Origin of the sequence: Blastococcus sp. VKM Ac-2987, from assembly GCF_026967805.1 — a bacterium.
Classification (GTDB): Bacteria; Actinomycetota; Actinomycetes; order Mycobacteriales; family Geodermatophilaceae; genus Blastococcus.
Window position 1 is genome coordinate 296832 of the sequence record NZ_JAPVBG010000001.1, and the last position, 18009, is coordinate 314840.

General features: G+C 74.8%; 20 protein-coding genes. 7 read left to right on the forward strand and 13 right to left on the reverse strand.

The features are described from left to right. Positions 1-28: 28 nt before the first annotated feature. The 3 genes from O2W17_RS01385 to glnA all read right to left on the reverse strand — a co-directional run bounded on the left by O2W17_RS01385 (position 29) and on the right by glnA (position 5322). On the reverse strand, positions 29-3127 hold the full coding sequence (locus tag O2W17_RS01385) for a bifunctional [glutamine synthetase] adenylyltransferase/[glutamine synthetase]-adenylyl-L-tyrosine phosphorylase (RefSeq protein ID WP_269190601.1): 3099 nt from the start codon (positions 3125-3127) through the stop codon (positions 29-31). Next, the gene (locus O2W17_RS01390; RefSeq protein WP_269190602.1) at positions 3124-3864 is read right to left on the reverse strand and encodes a type 1 glutamine amidotransferase; all 741 of its coding nucleotides are present in this window, start codon (positions 3862-3864) and stop codon (positions 3124-3126) included. The genes O2W17_RS01385 and O2W17_RS01390 overlap by 4 nt, the downstream gene beginning before the upstream one ends. 117 nt (positions 3865-3981) lie before the next feature. Next, positions 3982-5322, reverse strand: coding sequence for a type I glutamate--ammonia ligase (gene glnA, locus O2W17_RS01395; RefSeq protein ID WP_269190603.1), 1341 nt, complete (start codon positions 5320-5322; stop codon positions 3982-3984). Positions 5323-5502: 180 nt separating this feature from the next. Between glnA and O2W17_RS01400 the strand changes: the two genes are divergently transcribed. The 3 genes from O2W17_RS01400 to O2W17_RS01410 are packed head-to-tail and all read left to right on the forward strand — an operon-like array spanning position 5503 to position 9344. Then, positions 5503-7338: an NAD+ synthase gene (locus O2W17_RS01400; protein ID WP_269190604.1), complete on the forward strand. Its 1836-nt coding sequence runs from the start codon at positions 5503-5505 to the stop codon at positions 7336-7338. Then, positions 7335-8165, forward strand: coding sequence for a 3-methyl-2-oxobutanoate hydroxymethyltransferase (gene panB, locus O2W17_RS01405; RefSeq protein WP_269190605.1), 831 nt, complete (start codon positions 7335-7337; stop codon positions 8163-8165). Before O2W17_RS01400 ends, panB begins: the two co-directional genes overlap by 4 nt. Positions 8166-8225: 60 nt before the next feature. Next, positions 8226-9344 carry a glycosyltransferase gene (locus O2W17_RS01410; protein ID WP_269190606.1) on the forward strand — a complete coding sequence of 373 codons (1119 nt, stop codon included), beginning with the start codon at positions 8226-8228 and terminating at the stop codon, positions 9342-9344. On the opposite strand, the gene O2W17_RS01415 is transcribed toward O2W17_RS01410, so the two are convergent. The 5 genes from O2W17_RS01415 to O2W17_RS01435 form a co-directional block, all read right to left on the reverse strand. After that, positions 9299-9703: a DUF2784 domain-containing protein gene (locus O2W17_RS01415; RefSeq protein WP_269190607.1), complete on the reverse strand. Its 405-nt coding sequence runs from the start codon at positions 9701-9703 to the stop codon at positions 9299-9301. The two genes, O2W17_RS01410 and O2W17_RS01415, sit on opposite strands and share 46 nt — an antisense overlap. A 168-nt stretch (positions 9704-9871) precedes the next feature. Further along, positions 9872-10618: a helical backbone metal receptor gene (locus O2W17_RS01420; protein ID WP_269190608.1), complete on the reverse strand. Its 747-nt coding sequence runs from the start codon at positions 10616-10618 to the stop codon at positions 9872-9874. Between the two features lie 102 nt (positions 10619-10720). After that, positions 10721-11419: an NADPH-dependent F420 reductase gene (npdG, locus tag O2W17_RS01425; protein ID WP_269190609.1), complete on the reverse strand. Its 699-nt coding sequence runs from the start codon at positions 11417-11419 to the stop codon at positions 10721-10723. A gap of 70 nt (positions 11420-11489) precedes the next feature. Next, positions 11490-11672 (reverse strand): hypothetical protein, encoded by a 183-nt coding sequence (locus O2W17_RS01430; protein ID WP_269190610.1) that lies wholly within the window; start codon positions 11670-11672, stop codon positions 11490-11492. Positions 11673-11730: 58 nt separating this feature from the next. Continuing rightward, on the reverse strand, positions 11731-12204 hold the full coding sequence (locus tag O2W17_RS01435; protein ID WP_269190611.1) for a cupin domain-containing protein: 474 nt from the start codon (positions 12202-12204) through the stop codon (positions 11731-11733). A gap of 100 nt (positions 12205-12304) precedes the next feature. Between O2W17_RS01435 and O2W17_RS01440 the strand changes: the two genes are divergently transcribed. The 3 genes from O2W17_RS01440 to O2W17_RS01450 all read left to right on the forward strand — a co-directional run bounded on the left by O2W17_RS01440 (position 12305) and on the right by O2W17_RS01450 (position 14832). Then, complete coding sequence (locus O2W17_RS01440) at positions 12305-13207, forward strand: GGDEF domain-containing protein (protein ID WP_269190612.1); 903 nt, start codon at positions 12305-12307, stop codon at positions 13205-13207. A gap of 29 nt (positions 13208-13236) precedes the next feature. Next, positions 13237-13425: a hypothetical protein gene (locus tag O2W17_RS01445; protein WP_269190613.1), complete on the forward strand. Its 189-nt coding sequence runs from the start codon at positions 13237-13239 to the stop codon at positions 13423-13425. An 84-nt stretch (positions 13426-13509) separates the two neighbouring features. Beyond that, complete coding sequence (locus O2W17_RS01450) at positions 13510-14832, forward strand: M24 family metallopeptidase (protein ID WP_269190614.1); 1323 nt, start codon at positions 13510-13512, stop codon at positions 14830-14832. A 68-nt stretch (positions 14833-14900) separates the two neighbouring features. On the opposite strand, the gene O2W17_RS01455 is transcribed toward O2W17_RS01450, so the two are convergent. The 5 genes from O2W17_RS01455 to O2W17_RS01475 all read right to left on the reverse strand — a co-directional run bounded on the left by O2W17_RS01455 (position 14901) and on the right by O2W17_RS01475 (position 17478). Next, entirely contained in the window at positions 14901-15329 is a 429-nt protein-coding gene (locus O2W17_RS01455; protein ID WP_269190615.1) for a ChaB family protein, read from the reverse strand. 112 nt (positions 15330-15441) lie between these two features. Next, positions 15442-15825 (reverse strand): acyl-CoA thioesterase, encoded by a 384-nt coding sequence (locus O2W17_RS01460; protein ID WP_269190616.1) that lies wholly within the window; start codon positions 15823-15825, stop codon positions 15442-15444. Between the two features lies 1 nt (position 15826). Then, positions 15827-16057: a hypothetical protein gene (locus O2W17_RS01465; protein WP_269190617.1), complete on the reverse strand. Its 231-nt coding sequence runs from the start codon at positions 16055-16057 to the stop codon at positions 15827-15829. Between the two features lies 1 nt (position 16058). Further along, a complete protein-coding gene (locus tag O2W17_RS01470) occupies positions 16059-16316 on the reverse strand; it encodes a DUF2795 domain-containing protein (protein ID WP_269190618.1) in 258 nt (85 codons plus the stop codon). A 34-nt stretch (positions 16317-16350) separates the two neighbouring features. Continuing rightward, complete coding sequence (locus O2W17_RS01475) at positions 16351-17478, reverse strand: baeRF2 domain-containing protein (RefSeq protein WP_269190619.1); 1128 nt, start codon at positions 17476-17478, stop codon at positions 16351-16353. A gap of 174 nt (positions 17479-17652) precedes the next feature. Here O2W17_RS01475 and O2W17_RS01480 point away from each other — a divergent pair, with 174 nt between their 5' ends. Then, the gene (locus O2W17_RS01480; RefSeq protein ID WP_269190620.1) at positions 17653-17988 is read left to right on the forward strand and encodes a hypothetical protein; all 336 of its coding nucleotides are present in this window, start codon (positions 17653-17655) and stop codon (positions 17986-17988) included. Positions 17989-18009: the final 21 nt, after the last annotated feature.

Below are 18009 nucleotides of genomic sequence, written 5' to 3' on the forward strand. Positions count from 1 at the left end.
CCGGATCGACATGCGCGCCGGGGTGCGCTCAACCCTGCGGCGGCTGCCCGTAGAAGACCTGCTCCACGACGGCCCGGGCGCGCCGGGTGGTCCGCCGGTAGTCGTCGACGAACTGGCCGGGGTCGTCGTCGGGGCCGTACCCGCAGGCCTGGGCCACCCCGTCGAGCTCCAGCCCCGGCCGCGGCAGCTGGTCGCTGGGACGCCCCCGCACCAGGAAGATCGCGTTGCGTGCCCGGGTCGCGAGCTCCCACGCCAGGCGCAGGGCCTCGGCCTGGTCGGCATCGAGCCGGCCCGTGTCCTCCAGGGCGCCCAGCGCCCCGGTGGTGGAGGCCACCTGCAGCGCGGGCACCCCGGCGGCGTGCTCGAGCTGCAGCAGCTGGACGGTCCACTCGACGTCGGCGAGCCCGCCCCGGCCGAGCTTGGTGTGCGTGGCCGGGTCGGCGCCGCGGGGCAGCCGCTCCCGCTCCACCCGCGCCTTGATCCGCCGGATCTCGGCGACCTGCTCGGCGCTGAGCCCGTCGGCCGGGTAGCGGATCGGGTCGACCAGCGCGACGAACGCGGCGCCGAGCTCCTCGTCGCCGGCCACCGGCACCGCGCGCAGCAGGGCCTGCACCTCCCACACCGACACCCAGCGCTCGTAGTACTCACGGAACGCGGAGAGGCTGCGCACCAGCGCTCCCTGGCGGCCTTCGGGCCGCAGGTCGGCGTCCACCTCGAAAGCGGGATCGGGAGCCGGCTCGGCGAGCAGCCGGCGCAGCGTGTGCGCCACGGCGTTGGCCGCGGCCGAGGCCCTCGTCTCGTCGGCGCCCGGGCGGGCGCGGTGCACGAACAGCACGTCGGCATCCGAGCCGAAGCCCATCTCCGCCCCGCCGAGCCGACCCATGCCGACGACCGCGAGGTCCATGGGCAGGTCCGCGACGGCGACCCCGGCCTCGCCCGCGTGCGCCCGCAGCGCCGCGTCGAGCCCGGCCTGCAGGGTGGCGACGGCGACGTCGGTGAGCGCCTGACCCACCCGGTGCACGTCGAGCCGGCCCAGCAGGGCGGCCGCGGCGATCCGTAGCAGCTCCTGCCGGCGCAGCGCCCGGATCACCCGGATGCCCGCCTGCGGGTCCGGGGCCCGGCCGGCGGCCTGCCGCCAGGCCTTGGCCAGGGCGGCCGCGCTGCGCGGCTCCAGCTCGGCGTCGTCGGCGAGCAGCCGCAGCGCCTCGGGGGTCCGGGTCAGCAGCGAGGCGACGTACTGGCTGGAGCCCAGGAGCTGGGCGAGCCGCTCGGCCACCTGCCCCTCGTCGCGCAGCAGCCGCAGGAACCACTGGTTGCCGCCGAGCGCCTCGCTGACCTGCCGGTAGGCCAGCAGCCCGGAGTCGGGATTGGGGCAGGAGGCGAACGTCTGCAGCAGCACCGGCAGCAGGTATTTCTGCATCGAGGCCGACCGGGAGACCCCGCCGGTGAGCGCCGCCAGGTGCCGCAGCGCGCCGTCCGGGTCGGCGAAGCCCAGGGCCCGCAGCCAGTCGCCCGCGGCCTTGCTGCCCAGCTGCGCCGCCTCGGCGGGCACCCTGGCCACGGCCGACAGCAGCGGCCGGTAGAAGAGCTTCTCGTGCAGCCGGCGCACCTCGCGGGTGTGCAGCGCCAGCTCGGCCCGCAGCACCTCGACGGCGTCGCCGCGGTGGTCGGGCTTGTAGCCCAGCGAGCGGGCCAGCCAGCGCAGCTGCTGCTCGTCGGTGGGCAGCAGGTGGGTGCGCCGCAGCCGCAGCAGCTGCAGCCGGTGCTCCACGGTGCGCAGGAAGCGGTAGGAGGCGATGAGCGTGGCGGCGTCCTCGCGCCCGACGTACCCGCCCGAGGACAGCGAGGTGAGCGCCGGGACGGTGCCGCCGACCCGCAGGGTGGGGTCGACCCGGCCGTGCACCATCTGCAGCAGCTGGACGGCGAACTCGACGTCGCGCAGCCCGCCACGGCCCAGCTTCAGCTCCCGCTCGGCCTGGGCCGGGGGGATGTTGGCCTCCACCCGGCGCCGCATGGCCTGCACCTGGCCGACGAACCCGGGCCGGTCGCCGGCCTTCCAGACCAGCGGCCACAGCGCCTCGACGTACGCCCGCCCCAGGTCCGGGTCGCCGGCCACCGGGCGCATCTTCAGCAGCGCCTGGAACTCCCAGGTGTCGGCCCACTGGTCGTAGTAGGCGGCGTGCCCGGCGACCGTGCGGACCAGCGCCCCGGCCTTGCCCTCGGGGCGCAGTGCGGCGTCGACCTCCCAGGCGGCCTCGCGGCAGATCCGCATCAGCGCGGCGGCCACCCGGGTGGCGGAGCCGAGCGCCGCGGCCTCCGGCTGCCCCGGGTCGACCGGCTCGGCCACGAAGACGACGTCGACGTCGCTGACGTAGTTCAGCTCCCGGCCGCCGGTCTTGCCCAGGGCGATGACCGACAGCCGGCAGGGTGCGGCGTCCGCGGGCTGCTCGGCGACGGCCAGCGCCAGCCCCGCGGTGAGCACCGCGGCGGCGATGTCGGCCAGCTCCGCGGCGGCGTCCTCGGCCGGCACGCCGTCGGCGAGGTCCCGCCCGGCCAGGGAGAGGATCGCCCGCCGGTTGGCCAGCCGCAGGGCCCGCACCCGCTCCGGCGCGGCGTCCGGTGCGGCCGCGCCCAGGCGCACCCCCCACGGGGGGTCGTCGGGATCGGCGCCGACGGCGAGCAGCATCTGCCGCTCGAGCGCGTGCGGCGTCGGCCGGTGCCACCCGTTCTGCTCGTCGTCGAGGACGTCCCAGTCCAGCGGGTGGACCGCCAGGTGGTCGGCCAGCCCGGAGCTGGCGCCCAGGACGGAGAGCAGGCGACCGCGCAGGTGGCCGGATCCGCGCAGCCGGGCGAGCAGGGTGGCGGCGGCCTGTCCGCTGTCGTCGGCGTCGTCGAGGGCCTCGACCAGCCGGTGCAGCGAGCGGACGGCGAGGTCCGGGTCGCCGGCGCGGGCCAGCGCGGAGACGACCGGCCCGGCCTCGGGGTCGGCCGGCTCGTTGCGCTCGAGGTCCCACAGGCCCAGCGCGGGGTCCGCCAGCAGCCGGGCCGCGCGTTCGCCGTCCTCGAAGCCGAACCGGACCAGGCGCACGACCGCCCGGCGCGGGATCTCCGCCCGGGGCACGGTCATGCCCGCGTCCCGGCGCGGGCGCGGACCAGGTCGGCGAAGCGGACGGCGAAGGGCTGCCAGGCCTCGGCGACGTCGTCGTGGGCGGCGTCCGCGCGCAGGCAGAGGGTCTCGACGTCCAGCGGGGAGGCGGCCACGCCGACCGGGTCGCTGCCGGCCCAGGCGCGGACCATCTCCGGCGTCGTCTCGATGTGGAACTGCAGCCCGTAGACGCGTCCGCCGACCCGGAAGGCCTGGTGCGGGTAGTGCGGGTTGCCCGCCAGCAGCGTGGCGCCGCGCGGCAGCTCGGAGATCTCGTCGTGGTGCCACTGGATGACGTCGGGCGAGAGCGGCACCGGGCCGAACACCGGATCGGTGTCGGCGGCGTCGCGCTTGGCCACCAGCGTGGCGCCGACCTCCGGCCCGTCCACCCCGGTCCGGGTGCGGCCGCCGCCCACCTGGGCCAGCAGCTGGGCGCCGAGGCAGATCGCCAGGGTGGGCAGGTCGGCGTCGACCGCCTGGCGGAGCAGGTGCCGCACGCCGACGAGCTCGGGACTGGTCGCCTCGTCGTCCAGCGACGACTGCGGCCCGCCCAGGACCAGCAGCCCGTCCACCTCGTCGAGGGTGCCGGGCAGCGGGTCACCCAGCCCCAGGTGCCGCTCGTCGAGCTCCAGGCCGGCCGTGCGCAACCACTCCCCCAGCCGGGCGGGCGGGTCGGTCTCGCTCGGGACGACGACGAGCAGACGGCCGCGGGAGGTCACGGAGCCGAGGTTAGTGGCCCCGGGCCGGCCGCCGTCACGGCCGGTTCCGGGGGCGCCGTCCGTGCTCCCGCAGGCGCGCGGGACGTCCGGTCGACGGACGGCACCCCCGCGGCCGGCTCAGAGACCGGGCAGGTAGCGCCGCAGCTCGAACGGCGTGACGTTCTGGCGGTAGGAGTTGAACTCCTCCCACTTGTTGCGCAGGAAGAACTGGAAGACGTGCTCGCCGAGGGTCTCGGCGACCAGCTCGCTGCCCTGCATCGCCGTCAGCGCCTCCCCGAGGCTGACCGGCAGGTCCTCGTACCCGGCTGCCCGGCGCTCGGTGTCGGTGAGCGACCAGACGTCGTCCTCGGCCTCCGGGGGCAGCTCGTAGCCCTTCTCGATCCCCCGCAGGCCGGCTGCCAGCAGGACGGCGAAGGTGAGGTAGGGGTTGCAGGCCGAGTCGGGCGAGCGGACCTCGACGCGCGCGGACTGGCCCTTGTCCGGCTTGTAGCTGGGGAGGCGGACCAGGGCGGAACGGTTGGCCCGCCCCCAGGTCGCCGCCGTCGGTGCCTCGGTGCCGGCCAGCAGCCGGCGGTAGGAGTTCACCGTCTGGTTGGTCACCGCGGTGACCTCCCGGGCGTGGGTGAGCAGGCCGGCGATGAACTGCTTGCCGGTCGTCGACAGCCGCATCGGGTCGGCCGGGTCGTGGAAGGCGTTGCGGTCGCCCTCGAACAGCGACAGGTGGGTGTGCATCGCCGAGCCGGCCAGCTCGGTGAACGGCTTGGGCATGAAGGTGGCGTGCACCCCCTGGGCCAGCGCGACCTCCCGCACCACGTGCCGCAGGGTCATGATGTTGTCGGCCATCGACAGGGCGTCGGCGTAGCGCAGGTCGATCTCCTGCTGGCCGGGGGCCACCTCGTGGTGGCTGAACTCCACCGAGATGCCCATCGCCTCGAGCGCGAAGACCGCCTCGCGCCGGAAGTCGTGCGCCACGTTGTGCGTGGACAGGTCGAAGTAGCCACCGGTGTCGGCCGGCTCGGGGGCGCTGCCGTCGGTGGGCAGGTCCTTGAGCAGGAAGAACTCGATCTCGGGGTGGGTGTAGAAGGTGAACCCCATGTCGGCGGCCTTGGCCAGGGTCCGGCGCAGCACGTGGCGCGGATCGGCCCAGGACGGGGAGCCGTCGGGCAGCGTGATGTCGCAGAACATGCGGGCGGTGACGCTGGCCCGCCCCTCGCGCGCCGGCATCACCTGGAAGGTGCCGGGGTCGGGCTTGGCCAGCATGTCGGACTCGTAGACGCGGGCGAAGCCCTCGATCGCCGAGCCGTCGAAGCCGATGCCTTCCGCGAACGCCGCCTCGATCTCGGCCGGGGCCACCGCGACGGCCTTGAGGTAGCCGGAGACATCGGTGAACCACAGCCGCACGAAGCGGATGTCTCGCTCTTCCAGGGTCCGCAGGACGAACTCCTGCTGTCGGTCCATGCCCGCCATGATCCAGTCCGCTCGTTTCAGGGGTGTGACGTCGCCGCAAGCGTGCCCCCTCCGGGCGGTTCGCACACGGTCCCCGGTCGCGGGACCGCACGTGTCGCGGCCGCGGCGCCGCGGGACCGGTGCGGCGCCCCCACCTGGCCGCCGGCCGTGCGGAGCGACCAGACTGGCGGCGTGAGTGATCAGCAGCCGGTGCAGTTGCGGGTGGCCATGGCCCAGGTCGACACCCGGGTCGGTGACCTGCAGGGCAACTCCGACCTCGTGGTGCGGTGGACGGCCCGGGCGGCGGGGACCGGTGCCCACCTGGTGGTCTTCCCCGAGATGACGCTGACCGGCTACCCGCCGGAGGACCTGGTGCTGCGGGAGTCCTTCGCCCGCGCCAGCGAGCGGGCGCTGGTCGACCTCGCCGCCCGGCTCGCCGACGAGGGGCTGGGGAACGTCGCCGTCGTCGCCGGGTACCTGGCGCACACCGAGGGCAGCGGCCCCGCACCGGTCGACGAGCCCCCGACCGACGACCATCGGCCGGCCGACGCGAACCCGCGCCGGGGCGCACCGCGCAACGCCGCCGCGCTGCTGCACGGCGGGCGGGTCGTCGTCCGCTACTACAAGCGGCACCTGCCCAACTACGGCGTCTTCGACGAGGCCCGCTACTTCGTGCCGGGCACCGAGCTGCCGGTGGTGCGGCTGCACGGGGTCGACGTCGCGCTGACCGTCTGCGAGGACCTCTGGGTCGAGGGCGGGCCGTGCGGGGTCGCCGGCCAGGCCGGGGTCGACCTCGTCGTCTCGCCCAACGCCTCCCCCTACGAGCGGGCCAAGGACGACCTGCGGCTCCCCCTGGTCCGCCGGCGCGCGGCCGAGGCGCGGGCGACGATCGTCTACTGCAACCAGGTGGGCGGCCAGGACGAGCTGGTCTTCGACGGCGACTCGATGGCCGTCGCCGCCGACGGCACGCTGCTGGCCCGCTCCCCCCAGTTCGTCGAGCACCTCGCGACCGTCGACCTGGACCTGCACCCGTCGTCGGTGCCCGAGCGGCGCGACGGCCGGGTCGGGCCGATGACCGTGACCCGCCACGTGGTCTCGGAGGAGCCCGTGCCCGCCTTCGAGCGGCGCCCGGCGACGATCGCCGACCCGCTGAGCGACCACGAGGAGGTCTGGCGGGCGCTGGTCCTGGGGCTGCGGGACTTCATCGACAAGAACGGCATGCCGTCGGTGGTGCTCGGTCTCTCGGGCGGCATCGACTCCGCCGTGGTCGCCGCGCTCGCCGTCGACGCCCTCGGCGCCGACCGGGTGCACGGTGTCGGGCTGCCGTCGAAGTGGTCCAGCGAGCACTCGCTCGCCGACGCCGAGGACCTGGCGCGCCGGACGGGGCTGCGCTACTCGGTGGTCCCGATCGCGCCGATGGTCGACGCCTACGAGGCCTCGGTGGAGCTCTCCGGCGTCGCCGCGGAGAACCTGCAGGCGAGGGTCCGCGGCACGCTCCTCATGGGCCTGTCCAACCAGCACGGGCACCTGCTGCTGACGACGGGGAACAAGAGCGAGGTCGCCGTCGGCTACTCGACCCTGTACGGGGACTCGGCCGGCGGCTTCGCCCCCATCAAGGACGTGCCCAAGACGCTGGTCTGGGACCTCGCCCGCTGGCGGAACGCGTACGCCCGCGACCGGGGCGAGACCGAGCCCGTCCCGCGGAACTCCATCGACAAGCCGCCGTCGGCCGAGCTCGCCCCCGGGCAGGTGGACAGCGACTCGCTGCCCTCCTACGAGGAGCTGGACGCGGTGATCGCCGACTACGTCGACCGCGACCTCGGGATGGCCGAGCTGCTCGAGCGCGGGCACGACGCCGAGGTGGTCGCCCGCGTCCTCCGGCTGGTGGACGCCGCCGAGTTCAAGCGCCGGCAGTCGGCACCGGGTACCAAGATCAGCCTCAAGGCGTTCGGCCGGGACCGGCGCCTGCCCATCACCAACCGCTGGCGGGAGAGCCTCCCCACCGTGCGAGAAGGAGCTCAGGCATGACGGAGTCGGTCCTCTACGGCGGTCAGTCCACCGCGCGGGTGCGCATCCACCACCTGCAGCAAGCCAAGCAGCGCGGCGAGAAGTGGGCGATGCTCACCGCCTACGACACCTACAGCGCGGCCATCTTCGAGGAGGCCGGCATCCCGGTGATGCTGGTGGGCGACTCCGCGGGCAACGTCGTCCTCGGCCACACCAGCACGGTGGCCGTCACCGTCGAGGACCTGCTGGTGCTGACCAAGGCGGTGACCCGCTCCACCTCGCGGGCCCTGATCGTGGCCGACCTGCCGTTCGGCAGCTACGAGTCCGGCCCGCAGCAGGCCTTCGACACCGCCGTCCGGATGATGAAGGAGGGTGGCGCGCAGGCGGTCAAGCTCGAGGGCGGGGTGCGGGTGGCCGCGCAGATCCGGATGCTGCACGAGGCCGGCATCCCGGTCATGGCGCACATCGGGTTCACGCCGCAGAGCGAGCACGCCCTCGGCGGGTTCCGGGTGCAGGGCCGGGGCGCCGGTGCCGACCAGCTGCTCGCCGACGCGCACGCCGTGCAGGAGGCGGGCGCCTTCGCCGTCGTCATGGAGATGGTGCCTGCCGCCCTCGCCGCCCAGGTGACCAAGGAGCTGTCCATCCCCACCATCGGCATCGGTGCGGGCGTCGACTGCGACGCCCAGGTGCTGGTGTGGCCGGACATGGCCGGGCTCAACGGCGGCCGGGTGCCGAAGTTCGTGAAGAAGTACGCCGACCTGCGCGGTGAGCTGCTGCGCGCGGCGAAGGAGTACGCCGACGACGTCCGCGGCGGTGTCTTCCCCGGCCCCGAGCACTCCTTCGACTGACCCACCTCGGGCCGACGCAGCCCCTTCCGGTCCGTCTGGACGCCCGCCACCCTGGACCTCGTGAGGGTCCTGTTTGTCGCCTCGCCGTTGGTCGGGCACGTCCTGCCGCTGGTGCCGCTGGCGACGGCGTTCCGGGACGCCGGCCACGACGTCGTGCTGGCGACCGGCGGTGCGGGCGTCGGGGCGGCCGCACCGTCGGGTCTGCCCGTCCGCGACGTCGCCCCGGGGTTCCGCACCGGGCCGCTCTTCGCCCGCATCATGCTCACCCATCCGCGGATCGCCCGGAGGGAGATGGCCGGGCGGGGCGGCACCGACGGTGTGGGCCTGCTCTTCGCGGCGGTCGCCGAGCGGATGGCCGCGGAGCTGGTCGACCTGGTCGACGGGTGGCGGCCCGACCTGGTGGTGCACGAACCCCTCGCGGCCGCCGGCACGCTGGCCGCGGCCCGTCACGGCGTGCCGGTCGCGCTCGTGGACCTCTCCCTCTACGACCCCGAGGAGCTGCTGGCAGCCACCGCCACCCGGTTGACGGCCTGGTCACGGCGCTACGGCGTCGGCACACTCCCCGTTCCGGCCGAGGTGGTCCGCACGGCTCCGCCCAGCGTCGTGGAGCACCGGCGCGGCCGGCTCGTGCGCTACGTCCCGGCGACCGCCACGGGCGACGTCCCCGCGGAACTCTTCGGGTCGGGCGACCGGCCGATCGTCCTGGTCACCCGCACGACCGTTCCGGGGCCCGGCCGTGACCTGCTGATGAGCCGGGTGGTCGACGCCGCGGCGGGCGCCGACCTCGACCTCGTCCTCGTCCGGCCCGACCGCCGGGTCGCCCGGCGCAGGCTGCCGGCCGGCGTGCGGACCGTCGACTGGCTGCCCTTCGCGGACGTGCTGCCGCGCCTGTCCGGCATCGTGCACCACGGCGGCGCCGGGACGCTGATGACCGCCTTCTGCGCCGGGATCCCGCAGCTCGCCGTGCCCGGCGCGGGCGACCGCCGGACCCATGCCGAGCTGCTCGCGGCCCGGGGCGCCGGTCTCGCGGTCGAGGCCGCCGACCTCACCACCGCGGATCTGCAGCGCCTCGTCACCGACCCCGCGCTCCGAGTCGCCGCCCGCGAGGTGGCCGCGGAGATCGCGGCCCTGCCTCACCCGGCAGACGTGGTGGAGCCGCTCGTCGCGCTCGCCCGGTGACCGGGTGCGCGCCGGGCCCGGGCGGCGAGGAGCCCGTAGCCGATCACGTTGGGCGTGAACGCCACGACGTAGATGCCGAGCTGCGTGGACGCCGACTCGATCGGGAAACCCAGCGGCTCGGTGAGGTAGTGCCCGATGAACCCGCCGCGGTAGCCGCTCTCCCCCGCGGCCTCCCGCAGTGCCAGCTCCCAGGTGGTCAGCGGGCAGTCGGAGCCGGTGAGGTACAGGGCGAGGATGACCAGGCTGACCGGCACGTGCAGCCAGAGCACTCGCGGCCACCGCAGCGCCAGCAGCGAGCCGGTCAGCATGAGGAGGACGGCGGCCGCGTGCAGGACGGCGACCAGGTCGGCGAGCAGCACATCGGCAGTCTGACACCGGTGGCCGCGGGATCCGGCGGCATCCGGCTCGATCCCGGGGCCGGACCGGTCGGTGGCCGCTCTGGGTGCCCTCCTCGGGCTCTGCGGGGGCTGCAGAACCCCCGGAGCGCGAGGAACACTCCCGGAGCGGGGCTGGCGACGGGGAGGATGTCAGCCTTCGAGCTGATCGAGCAGCACCGCGGGCGCGTCGGCCAGCGAGGGGCCGTACCAGGTGAGGTGCCGGCCGCTGACGAACACCGGCCGGGCCTGCGGCCACGCCTCGGGGCCGTCGTCGGGGGTGAAGGCGTAGGGCTCGTCGGGGAACACCACGAGCTCGGCGTCGACCGTCGCGGGGTCGTCCTTGGCCAGCTTCGGGTAGCGGTCGTCGGAGCCGGCGAAGACGTTGCGGACGCCGAGCCGGGCCAGCACGTCCCCGGCGAAGGTGTTCCGGCCCAGCACCATCCAGGGACGGCGCCAGATCGGGACGACGGCGGTGACGCCGGCGAGCCGGGGCGGGTCGGCCCAGACCTCCCGGGCGCGCACCAGCCAATCCGGCTCCGGCCGGTCGAGCACCGCGAGCATCCGGCCGAGGGTGTCCAGCGCCTGGTCGACGGTCGCCGGCGCGGTCACCCACACCGGGACCCCGGCGGCCCGCAGCGCGGCCACGTCCTCGTCCCGGTTCTCCTCGGCGTTCGCGATCACCAGGTCCGGCGCCAGGGCGAGCACCCGCGCGACGTCGGGCCACTTGGTGCCGCCGACCCGCGGCACGTCGAGGCCGGCCGGGTGCGTGCACCAATCGGTGGCGCCGGCGAGCAGGGTCGCGTCGGTGACCGCGATCGCCTCGGTCAGCGACGGGACCAGCGACACGACCCGCCGCGGCGGCGGCCCGTCGTAGGCCCCACCCCGGTCATCCCGCACTGCGATGCTTCCGCGGCTGTCGTCAGACGGTGTCATCGGTCCGACTCCGCGCCCCGGTCCGCTCCTCGCTCGTCCCTCGCTGCGACGCTCCCGCAGCTGTCGTCAGACGTCGGTGACCCGGATGCCGGCGTGCACCTTGTAGCGGCGGTTGACCGACACCAGGTTGATGGTCAGCGCCTCGACCTGGCGGGCGTTGCGCAGCCGGCCGGCGTAGATCCCGCGCATGCCGGGCAGCCGGCCGGCCAGGGCCTGCACCGTGTCCATGGACGCGCGGTCGTCCCCGACCACCATCACGTCGCCGTCGATGGTCGGCTTCGAGAGGTCCTCGAGCAGCGTGGCCGACAGGTGGTGGAACGCGCCGACCACGTGCGAGTCGGGCAGCAGCGCGGCGGCCTGCTGGGCCACGCTGCCCTCCTCGACGTCGAGCACGTAGGCGCCCAGCTCGTCGAAGCCCATCGGCACGACGCAGTCGACGACGATCTTCCCGGCCAGCGGCGTCGCCAGCTCGGCCAGGGTCGCGGCGTGCCCGGCGTACGGGACGGCGACGATGACCAGGTCAGCCGCGCCGGCCACGTCCACGTTCGAGCCGCCGGTGACCGAGACCTCGACCCCGGGAGCGGCGACCGACGACGCGCGCCCGGCGACCTCCTCGGCGATGCCCTCGGCCTTCGCCGCCTCACGGCCGCCGATCAGGACCCGCTGCCCCACGGCGGCCAGCCGGACGGCGAGCCCACGCCCCTGGGGGCCGGTGCCGCCCAGCACCCCGACGACCAGTTCTTCGACCGCGCGACCGTCCGTCACGTCCACCCCCTCCGCGGCGCCGGACAGCCCGGCTCCTTCGCTTGATCATGCCTAACCGCGCGGACGGGGATCAGTCGCCCTCCCACCGGCGGTCCTCCTCGTCGAGCTTCTCGTTCCGCTCGGCGACTGCCTGCAGCGCGTGCTCCGCCTCCTGCCGCGTCTCGTACGGGCCGAGCCGGTGCCGCTCGGCGCACCCGTCGCGCCCTTCGACCTGGTTGTGCTTCATGCAGAAGAACCAGGGCCCCTCGGCCATGCGCAGCCTCCTTCGTCCGTCGTCGCCGTCCAGCCTTCCATCCGCCGCCCGACCCCGCTCAGACGTCGACCATCACCTGGTCGTGCCGGGCGTAGAGCGCGGCCATCTCCTCCTTCGTCGGCGGCTGGTCCCGGCGCCCGATCTCGGCCATCTCGGCGAAGAACGCCTCGCGCGCCACCCCGGGCGTGAAGAGGATGAGCATCGAGGCCGGCTCGTCGCCGTCGTTGCGGAAGCCGTGCACGCCCTGCTCGTGGGCCATCGCGAAGTCGCCCGGCCGGTAGGTCTGCCAGGCGCCGCCGACGTAGAGGGTCAGCCGGCCCGAGAGCACGTAGAAGGACTCGGCGAAGGTGCGGTGGTAGTGCGGTGCCGCGCCCGGGGTGCGTGGGCCGAGCCGGTACTCGACCAGGCCGAACCGGCCGCGGGTCACCGCACCCGGGGCGACCATCCGGAGGGACCGCCCCTCCCCCGCCTCGACCAGGGGGTGGTCGGCGAGGGGCCGGACGTCGACGAGGGCCGGATCGGGGTGCGACATGCCCCCACCCTGGCACCGCCCTCACCCGGACGGGGGGCCCGACGTACCGGTCGTGCGCGAGCCGGTGCCGGGAGGTCCCCCGATACGGCATCCTGCTCCCGTGACCAGCGCGGATGCCCACATCTCCGGCCTGGCACCCGACTCCTCCGGCCCTGCCGCGGCCCGGGGCCCGGAGAGCCACGTCGCCGCGTCCACCCTCGCCACGCTCCTCACCGCCGGCGGGCTCATGGGCTCGGTCAACCTCTTCGTCGAGGGGGTGCTGCGGGAGGGCGCCGCCCGCTGGGCGTACGGCGCCACCATGCTGCTGCTGATCGGGATCGGGACCGGCCTCGCCGTCCGACGGCGGGTCGGGCACGGCCACACGTTCGCCATGGTGCTGGTCGGTGACCTGGTCTACCTGGTCGTCGTTCTCTGCATCCAGGACCCGCTGCGCTACGCCACCCCGCTGATGCTGCTGTTCCCGGCGCTGGTGGCCGCGTGGTTCCTGGAGCTGCGCCAGCTGTACGTCCACATGGCGGTGACGACGGCGGTCTGCCTGGCCGCGCTGTGGCCGAGCTACGACAGCGCAGTCGGCCTGGGCGTGCAGGTGGGGGTCAGCGCCGGCACCCTCAACGCCGCCGCGGCCGGGCTGTTCCTGCTCCGCCGGCGGGTGCAGCGGCTGCTGGTCGCCACCGAGACGCTGACCCGCCTCGACCCGCTGACCGGGCTGTACAACCGCCGCTACCTGGTCGAGCAGGCCCCGCGCCTCTGGCGGCAGGCCCGCCGGGACGGCACCCAGGTCAGCGCGATGGTCCTCGACCTCGACCACTTCAAGCGGCTCAACGACGAGTTCGGGCACGCCATCGGCGACTCGGTCCTCCGGGCGGTGGCCCGCTCCCTCGCGGCCACCGTCCGGCCGGCCGACGTGCTGGCCCGCACCGGAGGCGAGGAGCTCGTCGTCGTGGGGCGGTCAGCGACCTCGCCGAGGCCACCCGGCTGGCCGAGCGGCTCCGGGTGGCCGTGACCCGGGGTCGCGCGTGCGACGGGCACGCGGTGACCGCCTCGGTCGGCCTCGCCGTCGCCCGGCCGGTGGACGGCGAGGACCCGGTCGCCGCGCTGTGGCGGCTCTTCGACCGCGCCGACGCCGCCATGTACGTGGCCAAGCGCCGGGGCCGGGACCGGGTGGCCACCGCGGCCGCGCCCCGCGCCCGCACCCCGCAGCCCGAGGAGACCCCGACGTAGGCGTTGTCGCACGGCCGGGGGACGTTCCGCCGGGTGCGGCGCTCTCGACCGGTGCATCGGGCGGTTCTCTGCTTCGCTAGGGCCATGTCGCTCGTCGCGCCTGATCCGACGCGGACGGTGCCGCTGCCCCTGCGCGATCAGGCGGACGTGCGCGACCGGTGGCTCACCCAGCGCCTGCTCGACGTGCTGCCCGGCCTCATGGACCGGGCCGGCATCGACCTGTGGATCGTCGTGGGCCGCGAGTACAACGAGGACCCGGTCCTCGCGACGCTGCTGCCGGCCACCTGGCTGTCCGCCCGGCGCCGCACCATCCTGCTGCTGCACCGCAGCGACGACGGCGTGACCCCCGCCGCCGTCTCGCGCTACCCGGTCGGCCAGTTCCTCCCGGCCTGGACCGGCGACACCGGCGACACGGGCGACACCGCGGACGCCGGCGAGCGCGCCCAGTGGGCCGAGGTCCGCCGGTTCGTGGAGCAGGCCGGGCCCCGGCGGATCGGGATCGACGTCTCCGAGCACTTCGCTCTCGGGGACGGGCTGTCGCACACCGAGCACCGGCTGCTCACCGAGGCGCTCGGGCCCTACGCCGACCGGCTGGTGTCGGCCGAGCAGCTGGCGGTCGGCTGGCTGGAGACGCGGCTGCCCGAGGAGATCGCGGCGCTGCGCGCGATGAACCGGCTGGCCCACGAGGTCATCGCCGAGGCGTTCTCCCCCGTCGTCGTCACGGTCGGGACGACGACGGCGCTGGACGTGGCCTGGTGGATCCGGCAGCGCTTCCACGACCTCGGGGTCGAGCCGTGGTTCCAGCCCTCGGTGCTCCTGCAGCGGGCCGGGGTACCGCTGGTCGAGGACCGGGGCACCCTGCTGCCCGCCGTCCCGTACGACGCGGTGGTCCGCCCCGGTGACCTGCTGCACTGCGACGTCGGCCTGAGCAGCCTGGGCCTGCGGACCGACACCCAGCGCAACGCCTACGTCCTGCGCCCCGGGGAGACGGCGGCACCGGCGGGGCTGCGCGCGGCGCTCGCTGCGGCGAACCGGATGCAGGAGCTGACCGCGGCGGCCCTGGTGCCGGGCCGGACGGGCAACGAGGTCCTGTCGGTGGCCCGCGCCGCCGCAGCCGCCGAAGGCATCGACGGCGACGTGTACTCGCACCCGATCGGCTACCACGGGCACGGCGCCGGTCCGGCCATCGGCCAGTGGGACCAGCAGGAGGGCGTGCCGGGTGCCGGGGACCACCCGGTGCACGCGGACACCGCCTACGCGCTGGAACTCGCGGTGCGCCGGCCGGTACCCGAGTGGGACGACCAGTGCGTGCGGCTCGGGCTCGAGGAGGGCGTCGCGCTGACCGCGGCCGGCCTCGAGTACCTCGACGGCCGGCAGACCGAGTTCATCCTCCTGCCGGCCGGCTGAGCGTGCCCCGGGACGCGCGCCCGGGCCGACCTCGGCAGGGGTAGCGGCCCCGGGCGTCGCGGCGCCGGCTACTTCTTGCGTGCAGCGGCGGTCTTCTTGTCGTTCGCCTTCTGGATGGCGGCGACCAGTTCCTTCTTGCCCATCGTCGAGCGGCCGGAGATGTCGAGCTTCTTGGCCACGTCGTAGAGGTGGGACTTGGAGGCGTTGGCGTTCACGCCGCCCTTGGTCTCCTTGCCGGTGCCACGGCCACCCGCGGCCTGGGCGTCGGAGGGCCCCTTCTTGCCACCGGGCTTCTTCTCCCAGTGGTCACCGACCTTCTCGAAGCTGTGCTTCACCGCGGCCCACGCCGTCCGGTTGGCGCGCTCCTCGTCGTCGTACTCCTCGACCGCGGAGTCGTAGGCCTTCGTGAAGGTGCGCTGCGCCTTCTTGGGCGAACGCCGCAGCGTGCTGGGCAGCTCCGACTGCTTGGCCGAGCCGTTCTTCGCCGTCTTCGGCATGATCGCTCCTCTCGTGGACTCCGGCGGCCCTACCCGGATCGGCGGAGATGATCACATCAGGGAGGCGGCGACCGGCGCTCCGACCAGCACCGGGCCCTGCGGAGCCCGGTGGTCAGCTCTCCAGGTACCGGGTCCAGTGCGCGCGCTCGGAGTCGGTCATCGCCCGGCTGGCGTTCGCCGCGAAGTCGAAGACCACGAGGACGGCGTCGGCGCGGATGGCCACCTCGCCGTCCTGCGCCAGCTCCTGCCGCAACGTGAAGGACTTCGTGCCCAGCCGGGTGACCCAGCTCCGCACGCAGAGCTCCTCACCGACGCGGTAGTAGAGCTGGCGCAGGTAGTCGACCTCGAGGCGGGCCAGGATCAGCCCGCCGCCGGCGTGGTCGTCGCCCAGCGCAAGCCGCGCGTCCTCCAGGAGGCTCAGCGCCCGCGCGTGGTTGACGTGGCCCAGCATGTCGGGGTCCGACCAGCGCAGCCGGACCGGGTGCTCGTGACGCACGTCAGGGCTGGTCCGCGGTCTCGGCGGACTCCCGGTGCGCACCCTGGGCGTCGTCGGCGTCGGGGTGCACGGTCCGCTCCTCCGACTCGGCGAGGATCACCTCGGCGGCGACCTCCTCCATGCCGCTGCCCTTCAGCCCGGCCTCCTCCGGGAGCAGGTGGGACCGCGTCTCGATGTTCTCCTCGGTGACGTTGTCCAGCGCCTCGGCGCTGGGCTTCTTCTGCGTGGTCACCTCAGAACCGCTGCTGCTCGGTGCCCAGGCCGAGCGCGTCGGCGACCTCCTGGACGTTTCTGAACTGCTGACCGGCCGGCAGCCGGCGCAGGTCAGAGAGCACCCGGTCGGGGGCGGTGCCCTCCTGTGCCTTGGCGATCAGCGCGTCGCGGTCGGCCGGCCAGACCTCCTTGCCGAGGGACTCGGCGAGCGCGGCGCGACGCTCGATGTCGCCCGGGTCGGTGCCGGGGCTGGTGGCGGGCTGGTGCGGGTCGCTCACGGGTTCGTTCTCCTTCGGGTTTTCGGGCGGGAGGTCAGGACGGCGTGGAGGCGTCGGTGTAGCGGAGGACCGCGGCGACGGGCTCGTCACCGGGGAGCGCGGCGGCCGGGACGACGAGCACACCGGCGGCGCTGGCCACCGCGGCGGCCAGCAGCGCGGACCCGGCGGGGCGGACCTCGCCGTGGGTGCCGAGAGCGTCCATGTCCTGCTGCTTGACGCCGAGCTCCAGCGGGCTGCCGCCGACGAGCAGCGTGGCGTCGTCCCCCAGGGCGTCGGTGACCACCAGCGTCTCGACCTGCCCCTTGCGCAGCGCCTCGACCACTGCAGCGGTGCCGGTGACGGACAGCCCGTGCGCGGCGGCGCCCTGGACCTTCTCGACGACGTCGGCGATGTCGCGGGCCTCGTGCTCGGCGATCAGCTCGGCGGTGCGCCGCTGGATCGGCTCGCGGTCGGCACCGGCGGCCCGGCCACCCTCCTCCATCGACACGACGAGGTCCGACCACGCAGCGGGTGCCGTGTCACCGAAGATCTGCCGGGCGCGCACGTCGCCGGCGACCAGGACGAACCGGATCGGCAGCCGGCGGGTCAGGGAGTCGACCTCGTCGGCGACCCGGCCGGCGTTCTCCTCCCACTGGTTCTCGGCGGTGTGCATGTAGGTGTTGTGCGCCCAGCCGCCGACCTTGACCTTGCGCATGTGGAAGTCGTCGCCCTCCACCTGCTGCTCCTGGTCGGGCCGGCTGGGCAGGCCCGCCGTGGTGATGTCCGCGCCGACGCGGTCGGCGACGACCACCACGTGCGGCACCCGGCCGGCGAGCTGCTGGAGCACCGGGACGAGATCCGGGTGCGGCGACCACGCCGCCGACTCGCGGGCGGGGCGGTCGGCCAGCGCCTCGTCCAGGACCACGGAGCCGTCGGCGGCGACGACGAGGGCGCGGCCCTTGAGCGTGCCGGCCTCGCCACCCTCGTTGCCCTCGAGCAGCCGGGCGCGCACGGCCTCGGTCACGACCTCGGGGGCGCCCTGCTCGGTCAGCTGCCCGGTCAGCGCGCGCACCCGCAGCTCCAGCTCCGCGTCGGCGCTCTCGGTGGTGTGCGTGACGTCGGCGCACACCGTGGCGTAGGGCCCTGCGGCGGCGAACACCGGCTCCAGGAAGGACACGTCCATGACGACGGGACAACTCCTCGATCGATCGGGGGTGGTAGTCGGTCACGGGGCCGCAGCTGCTCGCGAACCCCTCGTCGCCGCCTACCCACCGACCGTCCCCTCACACCCGGTGTCGGATCCCAGGCGGCCGGGTAGGCGGCTCCCCGACCCGAGAACCAGTCGAGAGGACGAGCGATGACCGTGCGCGACGATCTGCCGCTGCCCGACTACGACCACCTGCCCGTCGGTTCGCTGACGTCCCGGATCCGCACCCTCGGGTCCGACGACCTCAAGACGTTGCTCGAGTACGAGCGCTCCCACGCCAACCGCATGCAGGTGGTGTCCGCCATGGAGCACCGGCTGAACGGGCTCGCCGAGGGCGCCGCGCCCTCCGGTGGCGACCCGGCCGCACCGGCCCCGGAGGCGCCTCCGGAGCCGTCGGGCGGCTCCAAGGTCTCCGAGGCCACGACGGGCCCGAAGATGAACCCGCCCTCGCAGGGCGACCCGACCAACCCCGCCCAGCCCCGCTGACCGGCTGACCGGCTGACGGAA